Annotated in this window: 14 protein-coding genes; 8 read left to right on the plus strand and 6 right to left on the minus strand. The window is 71.1% G+C overall.

All coding sequences use genetic code 11. The features are described from left to right. The first annotated feature begins 130 nt into the window (after positions 1 to 130). The 4 genes from acs (at position 131) to ACZ7CF_RS12935 (ending at position 4,778) form a co-directional block, all read left to right on the plus strand. Positions 131 to 2,113: an acetate--CoA ligase gene (gene acs, locus ACZ7CF_RS12920; RefSeq protein WP_360385102.1), complete on the plus strand. Its 1,983-nt coding sequence runs from the start codon at positions 131 to 133 to the stop codon at positions 2,111 to 2,113. 132 nt (positions 2,114 to 2,245) lie between these two features. After that, positions 2,246 to 3,412, plus strand: coding sequence for a Na+/H+ antiporter NhaA (gene nhaA, locus ACZ7CF_RS12925; protein WP_470369635.1), 1,167 nt, complete (start codon positions 2,246 to 2,248; stop codon positions 3,410 to 3,412). After that, a complete protein-coding gene (locus ACZ7CF_RS12930; RefSeq protein ID WP_360385098.1) occupies positions 3,409 to 3,864 on the plus strand; it encodes a phage holin family protein in 456 nt (151 codons plus the stop codon). The genes nhaA and ACZ7CF_RS12930 overlap by 4 nt, the downstream gene beginning before the upstream one ends. Then, positions 3,861 to 4,778, plus strand: coding sequence for an alpha/beta fold hydrolase (locus tag ACZ7CF_RS12935; protein WP_360386597.1), 918 nt, complete (start codon positions 3,861 to 3,863; stop codon positions 4,776 to 4,778). The genes ACZ7CF_RS12930 and ACZ7CF_RS12935 overlap by 4 nt, the downstream gene beginning before the upstream one ends. Here ACZ7CF_RS12935 and ACZ7CF_RS12940 read toward each other — a convergent pair. Then, on the minus strand, positions 4,750 to 6,234 hold the full coding sequence (locus ACZ7CF_RS12940; RefSeq protein WP_470369636.1) for an FAD-dependent oxidoreductase: 1,485 nt from the start codon (positions 6,232 to 6,234) through the stop codon (positions 4,750 to 4,752). The genes ACZ7CF_RS12935 and ACZ7CF_RS12940 overlap by 29 nt on opposite strands. A 72-nt stretch (positions 6,235 to 6,306) precedes the next feature. On the opposite strand from ACZ7CF_RS12940, the gene ACZ7CF_RS12945 reads away from it, so the two are divergent. Continuing rightward, the gene (locus tag ACZ7CF_RS12945; RefSeq protein WP_458429679.1) at positions 6,307 to 7,050 is read left to right on the plus strand and encodes a TetR/AcrR family transcriptional regulator; all 744 of its coding nucleotides are present in this window, start codon (positions 6,307 to 6,309) and stop codon (positions 7,048 to 7,050) included. Here the strand turns inward: ACZ7CF_RS12945 and ACZ7CF_RS12950 are convergent. Genes ACZ7CF_RS12950 through nth form a run of 4 tightly spaced genes read right to left on the minus strand, consistent with a single transcriptional unit; the run spans position 6,983 to position 10,136 of the window. Then, entirely contained in the window at positions 6,983 to 8,170 is a 1,188-nt protein-coding gene (locus ACZ7CF_RS12950) for a MarP family serine protease (RefSeq protein ID WP_360385092.1), read from the minus strand. The genes ACZ7CF_RS12945 and ACZ7CF_RS12950 overlap by 68 nt on opposite strands. A gap of 15 nt (positions 8,171 to 8,185) precedes the next feature. Beyond that, the gene (locus tag ACZ7CF_RS12955; protein ID WP_458429681.1) at positions 8,186 to 8,872 is read right to left on the minus strand and encodes an NUDIX hydrolase; all 687 of its coding nucleotides are present in this window, start codon (positions 8,870 to 8,872) and stop codon (positions 8,186 to 8,188) included. Next, positions 8,869 to 9,432 carry a TlpA family protein disulfide reductase gene (locus ACZ7CF_RS12960; protein ID WP_470369637.1) on the minus strand — a complete coding sequence of 188 codons (564 nt, stop codon included), beginning with the start codon at positions 9,430 to 9,432 and terminating at the stop codon, positions 8,869 to 8,871. Before ACZ7CF_RS12960 ends, ACZ7CF_RS12955 begins: the two co-directional genes overlap by 4 nt. Beyond that, entirely contained in the window at positions 9,429 to 10,136 is a 708-nt protein-coding gene (gene nth / locus ACZ7CF_RS12965; protein WP_360386595.1) for an endonuclease III, read from the minus strand. The genes ACZ7CF_RS12960 and nth overlap by 4 nt, the downstream gene beginning before the upstream one ends. Before the next feature lie 136 nt (positions 10,137 to 10,272). Between nth and ACZ7CF_RS12970 the strand changes: the two genes are divergently transcribed. The 3 genes from ACZ7CF_RS12970 (at position 10,273) to ACZ7CF_RS12980 (ending at position 12,987) form a co-directional block, all read left to right on the plus strand. Next, positions 10,273 to 10,512, plus strand: coding sequence for a hypothetical protein (locus ACZ7CF_RS12970; protein ID WP_109630982.1), 240 nt, complete (start codon positions 10,273 to 10,275; stop codon positions 10,510 to 10,512). A gap of 207 nt (positions 10,513 to 10,719) precedes the next feature. Continuing rightward, positions 10,720 to 11,394 carry a Crp/Fnr family transcriptional regulator gene (locus tag ACZ7CF_RS12975; RefSeq protein WP_030469453.1) on the plus strand — a complete coding sequence of 225 codons (675 nt, stop codon included), beginning with the start codon at positions 10,720 to 10,722 and terminating at the stop codon, positions 11,392 to 11,394. 339 nt (positions 11,395 to 11,733) lie between these two features. Continuing rightward, positions 11,734 to 12,987 (plus strand): MFS transporter, encoded by a 1,254-nt coding sequence (locus ACZ7CF_RS12980; protein ID WP_360385086.1) that lies wholly within the window; start codon positions 11,734 to 11,736, stop codon positions 12,985 to 12,987. A gap of 658 nt (positions 12,988 to 13,645) precedes the next feature. Here the strand turns inward: ACZ7CF_RS12980 and dnaN are convergent. Further along, positions 13,646 to 14,740 (minus strand): DNA polymerase III subunit beta, encoded by a 1,095-nt coding sequence (gene dnaN, locus ACZ7CF_RS12985; protein ID WP_458429684.1) that lies wholly within the window; start codon positions 14,738 to 14,740, stop codon positions 13,646 to 13,648. Positions 14,741 to 14,797 lie beyond the last annotated feature (57 nt).

Raw genomic sequence — 14,797 nt, forward strand, 5'->3', positions numbered from 1 at the left:
AGCCGTGTAACCAACCTCCCAAGATTGGTCTGAACCTTTCAGGGGAGGAGCCTGTTGGAGTGAGCTGGCTCGCACTACGGTCAGTACCCGCATCCCGAACAGGTCTGGACTTTCCAGGAGGTCTCGCACCATGACGCAGTCGCCAGGCCAGGGCAACGCCCTGGACAACCTGCTCACGGAGAGCAGGACGTTCCCGCCTTCCGACGAGTTCGCGGCACAGGCGAACGCACAGCCCGCGCTGTACGAGGAGGCGAAGGCCGACCGCGAGGCGTTCTGGGCGAAGCAGGCGGAACGGCTGCACTGGGACACGAAGTGGGACCAGGTGCTCGACTGGTCGGACGCGCCGTTCGCGAAGTGGTTCGTGGGCGGCAAGCTCAACGTCGCCTACAACTGCGTCGACCGCCACGTCGAGTCCGGCCACGGCGAGCAGGTCGCGATCCACTGGGAGGGCGAGCCCGGCGACTCCCGCACCATCACCTACGACGAGCTGCAGCGCGAGGTCTCCAAGGCCGCGAACGCGTTGACCTCGCTGGGCATCGGCGCGCAGGACCGCGTCGCGATCTACATGCCGATGATCCCCGAGGCGATCTTCGCGATGCTCGCCTGCGCCCGCGTCGGCGCGTTGCACAACGTCGTGTTCGGCGGCTTCTCCGCCGAGGCGCTGCGCACCCGCATCCAGGACTCCGAGGCCCGGCTCGTCATCACGACCGACGGCCAGTACCGCCGCGGCAACCCGGCCCCGCTCAAGCCGGCCGTCGACGAGGCCGTCGCGGGCGCGCCGTCGGTGGAGAAGGTCGTCGTCGTCAAGCGCACCGACACCGAGGTCGCGTGGACCGACAGGGACGTGTGGTGGCACGAGCTGGTGGACGCGCAGTCCGACCAGCACACCCCGGAGGCGTTCGACTCCGAGCACCCGCTCTTCATCCTCTACACCTCGGGCACCACGGGGAAGCCGAAGGGCATCCTGCACACGTCCGGCGGCTACCTCACGCAGGCGTCGTACACGCACCACAACGTGTTCGACCTCAAGCCGGACACCGACGTCTACTGGTGCACCGCGGACATCGGCTGGGTCACCGGCCACAGCTACATCGTCTACGGACCGCTGTCGAACCGCGTGACGCAGGTCGTCTACGAGGGCACGCCGAACACCCCGGACGAGGGCCGGCACTGGGACATCGTGCAGAAGTACGGCGTCTCCATCTACTACACGGCGCCGACGCTGATCCGCACCTTCATGAAGTGGGGCGCGGACATCCCGGCCAGGTACGACCTGTCGTCGCTGCGGGTGCTGGGCTCGGTCGGCGAGCCGATCAACCCCGAGGCGTGGATGTGGTACCGCGAGAACGTCGGTGGCGGCAAGGCGCCGATCGTGGACACGTGGTGGCAGACCGAGACCGGTGCGATCATGATCTCGCCGCTGCCCGGTGTCGTCGCGACCAAGCCCGGTTCCGCGCAGCGCCCGCTGCCCGGCATCGGCGCGAAGGTCGTCAACGACGAGGGTGTCGAGGTCGAGCACGGCGGCGGTGGCTACCTGGTGCTCGACGAGCCGTGGCCGTCGATGCTGCGCGGCATCTGGGGCGACGACGAGCGCTACCGCGACACGTACTGGTCGCGCTTCAAGGACCAGGGCTACTACTTCGCCGGTGACGGCGCCAAGTACGACGCCGACGGCGACCTGTGGCTGCTCGGCCGCGTCGACGACGTGATGAACGTGTCGGGTCACCGCATCTCGACCACCGAGGTCGAGTCGGCGCTCGTGTCGCACCCGACCGTGGCCGAGGCCGCGGTCGTCGGCGCGTCCGACGACACGACCGGCCAGGGCATCGTGGCGTTCGTGATCCTGCGCGGTGGCGCGGGTGCCGACGCCGGTGGCGCGGAGGCGATCAAGGCGCTGCGCGACCACGTGGCCAAGGAGATCGGCCCGATCGCGAAGCCGCGGCAGATCATGGTCGTGCCGGAGCTGCCGAAGACGCGCTCGGGCAAGATCATGCGCCGCCTGCTGCGCGACGTGGCGGAGAACCGCGCGGTCGGCGACGTGACGACGCTCGCGGACTCGTCGGTGATGGACCTGATCTCGGCGGGCCTGCAGTCGGGCAAGTCGGAGGACTGATACTGATCTGCGCAAACGTGACGGGCGTCCTCTTCGGGGGACGCCCGTTCGCGTTAAGGTTGCGGCAGGGTGAGCCGGGAAGTCTGGTCGGCACGAGGATTTGTCGTGCCCGCAGACCGCCCTGGGAGCCCCGTGTCGCGCAAGAAGGCCGTCGTCGCCGAGTTCGCCCGTTACCTCCGCACCGAGACCGTCGGTGGCACCGTTCTGCTCGGCGCCACCGCGATCGCCCTGCTGTGGGCCAACTCGCTGTGGGCACCCGCCTACTTCGGGCTGCGCGACCTGCACCTCGGGCCGTTGTCCGTCGGCGACTGGGCCAAGGACGGTCTGCTGGCCGTCTTCTTCTTCGTGGCCGGCCTTGAGCTCAAGCGCGAGCTCGTCGTCGGCGAGCTCTCGAACATCAAGGCCGCGGCCCTGCCGATCATCGCGGCGGTCGGCGGCATGGTCGTGCCGGCGCTGATCGCGTTGTCGATCGGGTGGGGGCAGCCGGGGATCGAGAAGGCGTGGGCGATCCCGGTGGCGACGGACATCGCGTTCGCGCTCGGGGTGCTCGCGCTGACGGCGTCGGGACTGCCGTCGAGCCTGCGGGTCTTCCTGCTCTCGCTCGCGGTGGTCGACGACCTGGGCGCGATCGTGGTGATCGCTGTCCTGTTCACGGCGCAGTTCAACCTGCTGGCGGCGGGTGCCGTGGTGGCGTTGCTGGCGCTGTACTGGTTCCTCCAGCACAAGAGGATCACCACGCCGTTGCTGTACGTGCCGATCGCGCTGGCCACCTGGTGGTTCATGCACGAGTCGGGCATCCACGCCACGATCGCCGGTGTCGCGCTCGCGCTGCTGACGCGGGTCAAGCGCGACCCGTACGAGCAGCACGCACCGGCCGTGCGCCTCGAACACCGGTTGCAGCCGTGGTCGGCGGGCGTGGCGGTACCGGTGTTCGCGCTGTTCGCGGCGGGTGTGCCGGTCGGCGCGGAGGCGTTCGGCAAGCTCTTCGAGGACAAGATCGCGATCGGTGTGGTGGTCGGGCTCGTCGTCGGCAAGGTGATCGGGATAGTGGGGGCGTCGGCGCTCGCGGTGTGGTTCAAGGCGGCGGTCTGGCCGGCCGGGGCGGGGCCGCGCGACATCGTGGCGGTGGCGACGCTGGGCGGGGTCGGGTTCACCGTCAGCCTGCTGATCGCGGAGCTGTCGCTGCCGGAACCGGAGACCGCGAAGGCCGCCGTCCTGCTCGCCTCGATGATCGCGTCGCTGCTCGCGGCGGTGTTGCTCATTCGCCGGAGCCGGGCGCATGGCACCATGTCCGGGTGACCACCAGGGAGCACATCGCGTCGATTCCGCTGACCGCTGACGACCCCGCGGCCGAGGCCTCGATCGGCGGCCTGGTCCGCGACGCGACCGCGCACGTGTCGACTTTGGTCAGAGCAGAGGTCGAGCTCGCGAAGGGCGAGCTCGCCGCCGAGGTCAAGAAGGCGCTCAGGGGCAGTGTTTTCTTCATCGTCGCGCTGACGGTGCTGCTGTTCAGCCTGTTCTTCTTGTTCATGGCGCTCGGCTTCGGGTTCACCGAGTGGTTCGGCTGGTACGCCTGGGCCGGCTTCGGGCTGACCTTCCTGCTGATGCTCGTCACCGCGGGGCTGTTCGCGTTCCTCGGCTACCGGAAGGTCCGCAAGATCAGGGCGCCGGAGCGGTCGATCGCGGCGGCCAAGGACACCGTGGCCGCACTGCGCAACCGTGACTCTCACGGCAGGGGCGACGACAACTGAGCCGCAAACCCGACCCGTCGGTGGTGCGGGTCGCGGGGCCGTGGACGCACCGCGACGTCTCGGCCAACGGCATCCGCCTGCACGTCGCCGAGCTCGGCGAGGGACCCCTCGTGCTGCTGCTGCACGGGTTCCCCGAGTTCTGGTGGTCGTGGCGGCACCAGCTGACCGCGCTCGCCGAGGCCGGGTACCGCGCCGTGGCCGTCGACCTGCGCGGCTACGGCGACTCGGACAAACCCCCGCGCGGGTACGACGGGTTCACCCTCGCGGGTGACATCGCGGGTCTGGTCAAGGCGCTCGGCGCCCCACGCGCGCACCTGGTGGGCCACGCGTGGGGCGGCCTGCTGGCGTGGACGGCCGGCGCCATGCACCCGCGGCTGGTGTCGTCGGTGTCCGCGCTGTCGGCCCCGCACCCGCTGGCGTTGCGCCGCACGTTCCGCCGACCGGGCCGGCTGAACCGGCACGTGCTGCAGTTCCAGCTCCCGCTCTACCCGGAACGCCTGCTGACCAGGGAGAACGGCCTGCAGGTGGCCAAGCTGCTGTCGGCGTGGTCGGGCCCGAAGTACCGGTCGGCACCGGAGTTCGACGAGGTCGTCCGCCGCTGCCGGCAGGCGATGCTCGTGCAGGGCGTGGCGCACAGCGCGATGGAGTACTACCGCTGGGCCGTGCGGTCCCAGCTGCGCGGCGACGGCCGCCGCTTCGCCGAGGCGGTCGACAAGCCGTTGCCGGTGCCGGTGCTCCAGATCCACGGCGAGCTGGACGCGGTGGTGCTGGAGTCCACAGCCCGCGCGTCCCTGCCGTGGCTCGGTCCCGGCTCGGAGTTCCGCTCGCTGCCCGAGGTGGGGCACTTCCCGAACCAGGAGGCGCCGCACACCACGAGCCGCCTGCTCACCGAGTTCCTGCAGAGGTCGTCCTGAACGCCGCCGCCAGCTCCGCCGCCGGGTCGTCCGGCAGCTCGGTCGCGCGCCAGGCGATGTAGCCGTCCGGGCGGACGAGCGACGCGCCCTTGCCGGACAGCCCGAACGCGTCGAGCGCCTCGACGGGTTCGTACCGCACGCCCAGCGGTTCGGCCGCGTCCGCCCACAGCGGGTCGTTCGCCACCAGCACCCAGCCGCGTTGGAACAGGTCCAACGTGGACTTCCCCGGCTCGATCCACAGGTGCGGGGCGCGCGTGCCGGGCTGGCCGTTCCACTGCTCGGGGAGCCGGGCCGGCGGCAGTTCCTCGCCCGCCCCGAGCACCGCCGCCGAGCGGTAGAGCACGCCGAAGTGCATGGCGTCGTTGTCGTACAGCGGCGCGTCCTCCGGTTCACCGCCGCGGTTGTGGCCGTCGTTGCGCGCGAAGATCTGCTGGTGGCACAGGGTCGCGACGGGCCGCCGTTCCGCGTCGTAGGTGTCCAGCAGGGACGGTCGTGACGTGCCGTCCAGCACGGCGGCGAGCTTCCAGGCGAGGTTGTGCGCGTCCTCGATGCCGACGTTCGCCCCGAACCCGCCGCGGCTGGGCGGCAACGTGTGCGCGGCGTCGCCGGCGAGGAAGACCCTGCCCCGGCTGAACCGGTCGGCGACGTTCGCGCTGATGGTCCACCGGCCGGTGGTGATGACCTCGACGTCGAGGTCGTCGCGGCCGATGGCCTGGAAGACCTTCTGCCGCAGCTCCGGCTCGGTGTACTCGCGGTCGTCGAGCATCAGCACCCAGCGGCCGTCGCCGTAGGTCGTGAGGAAGCCGACGTCGTCGATCACGAACTGGCCGATGCCGTCCTTCAGGTACTCGTCCAGCGGTGCGCGGAACAAGACGCTGCGCGACGTGTGCATGTATCCGCGACCGGTGCGGGTGATGCCGAGCTGTTCGCGGATCGGGCTGCGGTGGCCGTCGGCCGCGACGAGGTAGTCGGCGCGGATCTCGTACGGCTCCCCGTCACCCTGCACGACCGCCGTGACGCCGTCGTCGTCCTGGGAGAACTCCAGCATCCGGGTGCTCATCCGGATGTCCGCGCCGAACGCGCGCGCCTTGTCGCGCAGGATCGGCTCCATCACGTCCTGCGCCGCGCCGACGCCCCTGACCGGCGAGTGCTCGACGTCCGTGAGCTGAGCCGGTGGCGTCCAGAACGTCTCGTCGTACTTCTTCCCGACCAGGCTCTCCGCCCGCACCCGCCGCACGCCGAAACCCCTGGTCATCCGGCTGCGCGGCAGCTCGTCCGCCATGCCGACCGCCCGCAGCAGCTCACCGACCCGCGCGTTGAAACCGACCGCCCGCGGGTGCGGTGAGCTGCCGGGGTGCTTCTCGACGAGCACCACGTCCACCCCGCGCCACGCCAGGAACAACGCGGCCGAGGTACCCGCCAGCCCGCCCCCGACCACCACGACCTGCGTCCTCATCACGCCCACCCTCCGATACGCCGTATCTGTCAATACACTGTATCGACAAGAGACGCTGTATTGTCCAGTCCGATGTCGAACGAACCCGTGTGGGAGCGGCCGGAGCCGCCCGGCAAGCCGTCGCCGACCCCGTTGAGCAGGGACCTGATCGTGAGCGCCGCGATCAGGCTCGCCGACGCGGGCGGGCTCGACGAGGTGTCGTTCCGCAAGGTCGCCGCCGCCCTCAATGCCGGCCCGATGCGCCTGTACGGCTACGTGGAGACCAAGGACGAACTGCTCGACCTCATGGTCGACGAGGTCTACGGCGAGATCACGCCGCCGCCGTCATCGGCCGGCTGGCGCGAGGGTCTGCGGCACGTCGCGCACGGCATCCGGGACGCGACGAAGCGGCACGAGTGGTTCATCGACCTGCTCAGCAACCGCCCGCACCAGGGCCCGAACGCGCTCACGCACCTGGAGACCACGCTCGCCACGGTCCGGTTCGACGACATCGACCAGGTGCTCGGCGCGGTCGGCGCGGTGATGGCGTACGTCTTCGGGGCCGTCCGCGGCGAGATCACCGAACTGCGCGCGGAACGGTCCAGCGGCATGACCGAGGAGCAGTGGCAGCGCGCGTCCGGCCCCTACATGCAGCGGATGCTCGCCACCGGCCGGTTCCCGACGCTCGCCAGGGTCATGCACGAGTCGAGTGACACCGATCCCGCGCACAGGTTCGAGATCGGCCTCGGCTACGTGCTCGACGGGATCGCTACGAGGCACAACCTTGCGTGGAGGCCCGCCGGGTCAGCGTCGGAGCCTTCTGCACAATTTCCTTGACCTGCTGCGCCGTGAGCACGAACCCGGTCTCCGGGTCGTCGACCGCCGCGCCGAACACCACGCCCATCACCCGGCCGTTCGGGTCGACCAGGGGGCCGCCGGAGTTGCCGGAGCGGACCTCGGCGCGGACGGTGTAGACGTCGCGGGTCACGGTCTGCGCGTCGTAGATGTCCGGGCCGCGCAGCAGCGGGATGCGTTCGCGGACGCGGGCGGACTTGGCGAGGTAGGGGCCGTCTAGGGGGTAGCCCAGCACGATGCCGTCCTCACCGGCCTGCACCTCGTCGGAGCGGAACTGCAGCGGCGCGGCCTCCAGGTCGGGGACCGCGAGGATGGCGACGTCGACCTTGGGGTCGTAGAGGACGACGGTGGCGTCGAACTGGCCGCGGCCGACCTCGACCGTCACCTCGTTGGTGCCGGCGACGACGTGGGCGTTGGTCATGACGCGCTCGGGGGCGATCACGAAACCGGTGCCCTCCAGCGCGCGGGAGCAGGACGGGGCACGGCCGCGGACCTTCAGCACCGAGGACTTCAGCCGGTTCACCACCGGGGAGCTCGCCAGCGCCTGGTCGGGTGGGCTGACGTCCTTCAGCGGGGTGCGGTTGAACGGGTCCATCGCCTGCGGGAAGCCGGAGACGTCGAACAGCTTCTGCAGGTCGTCGGACAGCACGCGAGCGGCCTGCGGCATGGTCTCGTTGACCTTGCCGAGGATCACCGAGTTGCGCAGCGACGCGGTCAGGTCGGGCAGGCCCGCGACCGAGGTCAGCGGCAGGGCGATCATCCAGGCCACGACGAAGACGACGATGCCCTGCACGATGGCGCCCAGCGCGTTGTCCGCGCCGCGCAACGGGGAGGCGTTGACCCGCGCCTTGATCGTCCGGCCGATGTAGACGCCGATCGTCTCGCCGAGCGCCACCAGCAGGACGACGATGCCCACCGCGAAGACGACCTTGGTCACCACGTTCTCGAACTGGGACACGAGCATCGGTGCGATCTGGGTGCCGAGGATCAGGCCGACGAGCACACCGACGAACGCGGGCAGCGCGACGACCATGCCCTGCCTGGCCCCCGACACCGCGGCGATCGCGGCAAGGCCCAGCACGAGCAGGTCAACCCAGTTCAACCGACTACCTCCGCCTCACTGTGTAGCGCGCAACGCTAGTTCAAGGTCGCGCACATCGGTCGCATCCCACGGCTGTTCCCAGCCACCGAGTGCGATCAGGCCGTTCAGCAGTCCCGCGGTGAAGCCCCACACCAGCATGCCCGGTGCGGAGAAGGCCGCTCCGACGTAGCCCGCGGGGTGGCGCACCCGGAACCTGTTGGCAGGGTCGGCGAGGTGTGCGACCGGCACCCGTGCGACGGCGGCGGTCTCGGCCGGGTCGACGGGGGCGACGGGGCTCGGCTGTTCCCAGTAGGCGAGCACGGGGGTGACCACGAAACCGGACACCGGCACGTACAGCTCCGGCATCACGACCAGTGGTCTCACTCCTGTCCCAAGTACACCTGTCTCCTCGTAAGCCTCGCGTAATGCGGTGCCCACGGGTCCGTCGTCGGTCGGGTCGGCGGCCCCGCCGGGGAACGCGACCTGACCGGGGTGGGAGCCCAGCGTGTCCGAGCGGCGCAGCAGCAGGACGTCCGGGCCGTGGTCGGCGTTGTCGCCGAAGAGCATGAGCACCGCCGCGGGCCTGCCGCCGGACGCGGGGGGCTTGATCCGGGTGAACGCCGTGGCGTCGATCTCCTCGGTCGCCTTGACGAGCCGCTGCATCCAGTCCGGCAGCTCGGTCGCCCCCAGCCCGGTTGCTCCCAGCTCGGTCGCCTCGCTCATCGCACCGCCTTCTCCACCTGTTCCGGCGCCGTGAACACCGGCGGGTCCGTGATCAACCGGACCGCGCCGTCCGCTGATATGTAATACGTGGCCGGCAACGTGATCGGCGCCTTCACCCGCTTGCGCAGCTCGTCCGCCCCGTCGTGGACCGACGGCAGCCGCACGCCCAGCTTGGCGAGCAGCTCCAGGCCGTCGGCCTCGGTGCTCTCCACGAGAACTGGGACGACCGGGACGGCGTTCGGTTGCTCCGCGTAGGCGTCCAGCACCGGAAGCTCCTTCTGGCACGGCTGGCACCAGGTCGCCCAGAAGTTGATCAGGAGCGGGCCCTTGAGCGCGAGGTCCGTCCGGGTGCCGTCGCGCAGGCACGTCACGCCGACGCCGCCCGCACCACCCGGCACGCACGGCCGCAGCTGGGCTTGCGCGCGCAACGCCACCACGTCCTGCGGCGAGCGGTTCGACCGGACGGGCTGCTCCCGCGCGTCATCGCGCGGCCACAGCGCGACGACCCCGGCGACGCCGAGGACGAGCACGAGGACCAGCCAGCGGGTGCGGTTGTTCACCCCACCAGCTTCTCACCGGCCCGCACCCGCTCGGCGAGCTCGACCAGGTGCGGCTTCTCGTCGCCCTTCACGAGCTTCGCGGCCTTCACCGGGTCCTCGGGGCCCAGGCCGTACGACGGGCAGTCCTTCATCAGCAGGCAGGCCCCGCACGCGGGGGTCTTGGCGTGGCACACGCGGCGGCCGTGGAAGACGATCCAGTGCGAGGCCATGGTCCAGTCGCGCTTCTCGATCAGCTCACCGATCGCGTACTCGACCTTGACCGCGTCCTCCTCCTCGGTCCACCCCCAGCGGCGCACGAGCCGGCCGAAGTGGGTGTCGACTGTGAGCCCCGGCACATCGAAGGCGTTGCCGAGAACCACGTTGGCCGTCTTGCGTCCTACACCGGGGAGCTTGACCAGCTCCTCCATGCTGCCGGGAACCACACCGTCGTGCTGCTCCACGAGAGCGGCACCGAGACCCAGGAGGGATGACGCCTTGTTCCGGTAGAAGCCGGTGGGGCGGATCATCTCCTCGAGTTCCACCCGGTCGGCTCCGGCGTAGTCGGCGGCCGTCGGGTACTTCGCGAAGAGCGCGGGAGTGACCTCGTTGACCTTCTTGTCGGTGCACTGCGCGGACAGCACGACTGCCACGACCAGTTCGAGCGGCGTGGTGAAGTCCAGCTCGCAGTGGGCGTCGGGATATCCCTCGGCAAGCGTGCGCACCATCCGGCGGGCCCTGCGGGTCAGGCCGAGTTTGGTTTCCGGTTTCTTGGTTGCGGGCACTGATCCAGAGTAGTCAACACGCCGCGACCACCCCCTAGATCCGTGCTCGAATCCCCCATGCGCCAGACTGCGGAGCATCATGACTGCCTGGTTTGTGATCGTCGTCCCGATCGTGATCATGTTCTTCGCGCTCTTCATGGAGCGCGTGGAAGCGAAGCTCCGGCACGTGGCCGTGCAGGAGAACGAGGTCGAGGAGTTCCTGGAGTCCGCCCGGCCCGACGAGGTCAAGGCGCTCTACGGACACGGCATCGGTCGCGCGCTGGAGCTGTTCCGCCTGCGCCGCCGCGGTCGCGGCAGCGTGCGCAAGCGCGTCCGCTAGCGGGCGGGTGCCGGCCAGGCACCCGAATGGCGTAGACTGGTTCGTTGGGCTCTGGATCGAGTCAGTCGAGTTGTTCCCAGCGAGACGGCGAGCCGAACGGCGATCCACTACACAGCCCTTAGACTGCAACGCAGTGATCGGCGGCACGGCGCTGACTCCACCAAAGATGGTGGTAGGCGTGCCGTCGCGTCGATTAGGAGGGACGAGGTGGACGAGACCCTGGCGCGAGCGGGCATCTTCCAGGGAGTTGACCCGGCAGCCGCAGAGGCGCTGGCGCAGACCCTGGAGACGGTGGAGTTCCCGCGTGGCCATGTGATCTTCGCGGAGGGTGAGCCGGGCGACCGCCTGTACATCATCCAGTCCGGCAAGGTGAAGATCGGCCGCAAGTCGCCGGACGGCCGCGAGAACCTGTTGGGGATCTTCGGGCCCTCCGACATGTTCGGTGAACTGTCCATTTTCGACCCCGGCCCCCGCACGTCGACCGCGACGACGGTGACCGAGGTGCGCGCGGTGTCCATGGACCGCCCCGCGCTCCGTCAGTGGATCACCAACCGGCCGGAGATCGCCGAGCAGCTGCTGAGGGCACTGGCCCGCAGGTTGCGCAGGACGAACTCGATGCTGGCCGACCTGATCTTCACGGACGTGCCCGGCCGCGTCGCCAAGGCGTTGCTGCAGCTCGCGCAGCGCTTCGGCTCGCAGGAGGCCGGTCTGCTCCGCGTCACGCACGACCTGACGCAGGAGGAGATCGCCCAGTTCGTCGGCGCGTCCCGCGAGACCGTGAACAAGGCCCTGGCCGACTTCGCGCACCGCGGGTGGCTGCGGCTGGAGGGCAAGAGCGTGCTGATCCTGGACCCGGAGCGCCTGGCGCGCCGCGCACGCTAGGACTTCAGCAGTTCGACGGACAAAGGACCGGGCGCCACCCCCGACGTGGCGCACCGGTCCTTTGTGCTGCACGGCCCATCCCCCGACGAACCGTGCCTTCCCACCCTCCGGCGCGCAGGCCCCGACCCTCTGGCCGGAGGTTGGTCTTTCGATCGACGAGTCAACTTTCGCACGGCCCCTACCGTGGGACTCAAGCCTTTTCACCCTCAGGGACCTCGTTCGGGTGGTTTTGGCTGCATCTTTCACCCGGTCATCCCATTCCTGTGACCGAACCGCAACCGTGGTGACACCGCGCACCCAAACTGGTACTTCCGTACCACCTTTGTCATACTGGTACACATGTCCCACTCTGCCCGCCTGTCCGACTACCGTGCTGCCCTGACGACCCCCGGCATGCGCGGCCCCGTGGTCGCGTCCCTGCTCGCCCGCCTCCCCATCGCGATGGTCGGGCTCTCGCTGCTGCTCTACGTGGAGCGCGCCACGGGTTCGTTCGCGGTCGCCGGTCTGGTGTCGGCGGCGGCGCTGGTGGGCGTGGCGATGGGCTCGGTCGTGCAGGGCCGGTTGATGGACCGCTTCGGTCCCACCCGCCCGCTGATGACCGTGACCGCGCTCTTCACCCTCTTCGTGACCGCCTCCGTGATCGCTGTCGAGGCCGGCCTGCCGGTGCTCCTGCTGGTCCCGCTGGCCCTCGGCGTCGGCGCGACCGAGCCGATGGTGGGCTCGGCGTCGCGGGCGCTGTGGGAGCGGATGGTCCCCGCCGGCCCGACGCGGATGGCGGGCTACGCCTACGAGGCCATCTCGATGGAGGTCTTCTTCATCCTCGGACCGGGTCTCGCGGGCCTGCTGCTGGCGGCGCCCTGGGCGGGCACCGGCGTGGTCGTCGGCTCGGTGCTGATGGTCGTCGGCGCCCTGTGGTTCGCGACCAACCCGGTCGTGCGCGAGTGGGGCCCGGTCGTCCAGGCCCCGCGGCCGCTGCTCGGTGCGTTCGCCTACCCCGGCATGCGCACGGTGGCGCTGGCCGCGCTCGGCTTCGGCGTGACCATCGGTTTCGTCGAGGTGGCGGTGCCGGCCTTCGCGAAGGCGACGGGCCACGCCGCGATGGGCGGCCTGATGCTGTCGCTGTGGTCGATCAGCTCGGTGATCTTCGGCGTGCTCTACGGCATGCGCCCGTGGCCGCGCCCGATGCACCTGCGCCTGCCGGTGCTGCTCGGCGGCTTCGGCCTGCTGTCGCTGCTGCTCGCGATCCCCGCGTCGCTGGTGGGGCTGGGCCTGGCGCTGTTCGTGGTCGGCACCCTGATCACGCCCCAGTCGACCGCGCACTCCGCCGCGATCGAGCAGGTCACGCCCAGCGGCATGGCTGCGGAGGCGTTCGGCTGGGTGATCACCTCGGTGACCGTCGGCCTCGCCATCGGACAGGGCCTGTCCGGTCAGCTGATCGAGCACTTCGGCACGCGGCCCGCGTTCCTCGCTTCCGGCGTGGCCGGTCTGCTGATCGCCGCGGCCGTGTGGGCGCTGCGCGAGACCGTGCGGCGCGGGGTTCCGGCCGGGGATGCGCTGCCGGCGCGGTCGGAAATGGAGCTCGTGGCCCGCTGAGGGGTGGACGGGTCCCCGGAGTGGGGGCCGGAGGTTGTGGTTGAGAGGCACGCCGGGAACGGCGTGCCTCTCGGCGTTTCGGGGGTTGTTGGGGCGGCTGGTGGCCGGGTGAGGGTGCGGGCCTGCCGCGCGGGGGGCGGGCCGGGGGCAGGGCCAGGCCGAGGCCGGGGACGGCCCAGGACGGGGACGGCCCGGGACGGGCAGGCCAGGCCGGGACGGGCGGGCCGGAGCGGGCCGAGCGAGGCGGGGCAGGGCGGGGCAAGGCGGGGCGGGGCGAGGCGGGGCGGGGCGGGGCGGGGCGGGGCGGGGCGAGGCGGGGCGAGAAGGGGGCGGGCAGGCCAGGCCGGGGACGGGCGGGCGGAGCGGGCCGAGTGAGGCGGGGCAGGGCGGGAAGGGGGCGGGCGGGCCGCCACCGAGGGTGGGCAGGCCGCACTCCAGGGCGAGCGCGCCGCACCCCAGGACGAGCAGAGCGCGTCCCAGGACGCGCTGAGTGGCGCCGACCCTGGACTGCAGGCCCGCAGCGTCGCACGACCGCCAACGGGCCAGGCTCGTCGTGCCCTGCCCCTACGCCCGCGCCTCCACGCCCCCGCGCTCGCGCCCCCGTGCCCGCGCTCAGACCCCACGCTCAGACCCCACGCTCGGTGGCCTGACGGCGCCGTCAGGCCACCGAGCGCATCGGCACGACCAGGTAGGTGAGCTCCACGCCGTCCTCGCCGGGCGGGGAGGTCAGGACGGTGGAGCGGAGGCCGTCCTGGATGCGGAGTTCGATGCGGCGGCCCGCGAAGGCCTTCAGGGCGTCGGCGAGGTAGCGGGCCTGGAAGGTCTTGGTGAGGCGGTCGCCCTCGACGGTGGCCTTGACGAACTCCTCGGCCTCGCCGGAGGTCGGGTCGCTGCTCTTGACGCGCAGCTCGCTGTCCTCGACCTGGATGGTGACGGCCTGGTGGGGGCCGCCGTAGGGGGTGGCGCGGCGCACGGCGCGGGACAGGGCGTCGGCGTCGACCAGGACGGTGCTGTCGATGGTGGTCTCCAGGAGTCGGCGCGCTCGGTCGTCCGGGAACGGGGCGGCCAGGAGTGCGGTGGAGAGGGAGTTGTGGTGCCAGGCGAGGCCGATGCGGTCCGCGTCGGCGTGCAGGGCGACGGGGCCCTCCGCCTGGCGGGTGGCTTCGGCGAGGGCCTTGGCGGGGACCAGGACGTCGACGGAGCCGGCGGACTGCCACGGGAGCTTGGCGTAGGCCATGCGGTAGCGGTCGGTGGCCATGACGTGCAGGTGCTCGGCGTCGGACTGGACGCGGATGCCGGTGAAGATCGGCAGTGCGTCGTCCTTCGAGGCGGCACCGGCCACGGCGGCGACGACGCGCAGGTGCTCGGCGGCCGCGGTGCCCTGCAACGGGGGCAGGGCCGGGATGCCGGGGTGGTCGTGCAGGTCGAGCAACGGCAGGGCGAAGCGGGCCTGGCCGGTGCGGACCGCGAGCCGGGAACCCTCGACGCGCAGGCGGACCTGCGGCTCGTCGAGGGCCTGGAGGGTGGCGGCGAGCGCCTTCGCGGGCACCAGCACCTCCCCCTCGGTGTGCGCGGACGCGGGCTTCGTCAGGCTCACCGCGTGTTCGTGGTCGCTGCCCGCCACCTCCACCCCCGTCGCGGAGGCCCGCAGCCGGACGCCGGCGAGGACGGGGTCGAGCACGCGGGTGGGCAGCAGCCGCGCCACCTCGGCGACGGCGCCGGCGAGCTCGGCTGTGGTGGCGGTGAGGTCCATGGCAGGGACGTTAGCGAGCACCCCTGACAATTTTCGCGGGCACGAGCGCGACCAGGA

This window comes from Lentzea sp. NPDC036955 (genome assembly GCF_055608005.1).

What these genes read in the sequence shown, in the direction of transcription:
- ACZ7CF_RS12980 (WP_360385086.1), top strand. Translation starts at nt 11,734, where the DNA reads ATGTCCCACTCTGCCCGCCTGTCCGACTACCGTGCTGCCCTGACGACC.
- ACZ7CF_RS12955 (WP_458429681.1), bottom strand. Translation starts at nt 8,872, where the DNA reads ATGAGCGAGGCGACCGAGCTGGGAGCAACCGGGCTGGGGGCGACCGAG.
- acs (WP_360385102.1), top strand. Translation starts at nt 131, where the DNA reads ATGACGCAGTCGCCAGGCCAGGGCAACGCCCTGGACAACCTGCTCACG.
- ACZ7CF_RS12945 (WP_458429679.1), top strand. Translation starts at nt 6,307, where the DNA reads ATGTCGAACGAACCCGTGTGGGAGCGGCCGGAGCCGCCCGGCAAGCCG.
- ACZ7CF_RS12970 (WP_109630982.1), top strand. Translation starts at nt 10,273, where the DNA reads ATGACTGCCTGGTTTGTGATCGTCGTCCCGATCGTGATCATGTTCTTC.
- nth (WP_360386595.1), bottom strand. Translation starts at nt 10,136, where the DNA reads ATGGTGCGCACGCTTGCCGAGGGATATCCCGACGCCCACTGCGAGCTG.
- ACZ7CF_RS12940 (WP_470369636.1), bottom strand. Translation starts at nt 6,234, where the DNA reads ATGAGGACGCAGGTCGTGGTGGTCGGGGGCGGGCTGGCGGGTACCTCG.
- dnaN (WP_458429684.1), bottom strand. Translation starts at nt 14,740, where the DNA reads ATGGACCTCACCGCCACCACAGCCGAGCTCGCCGGCGCCGTCGCCGAG.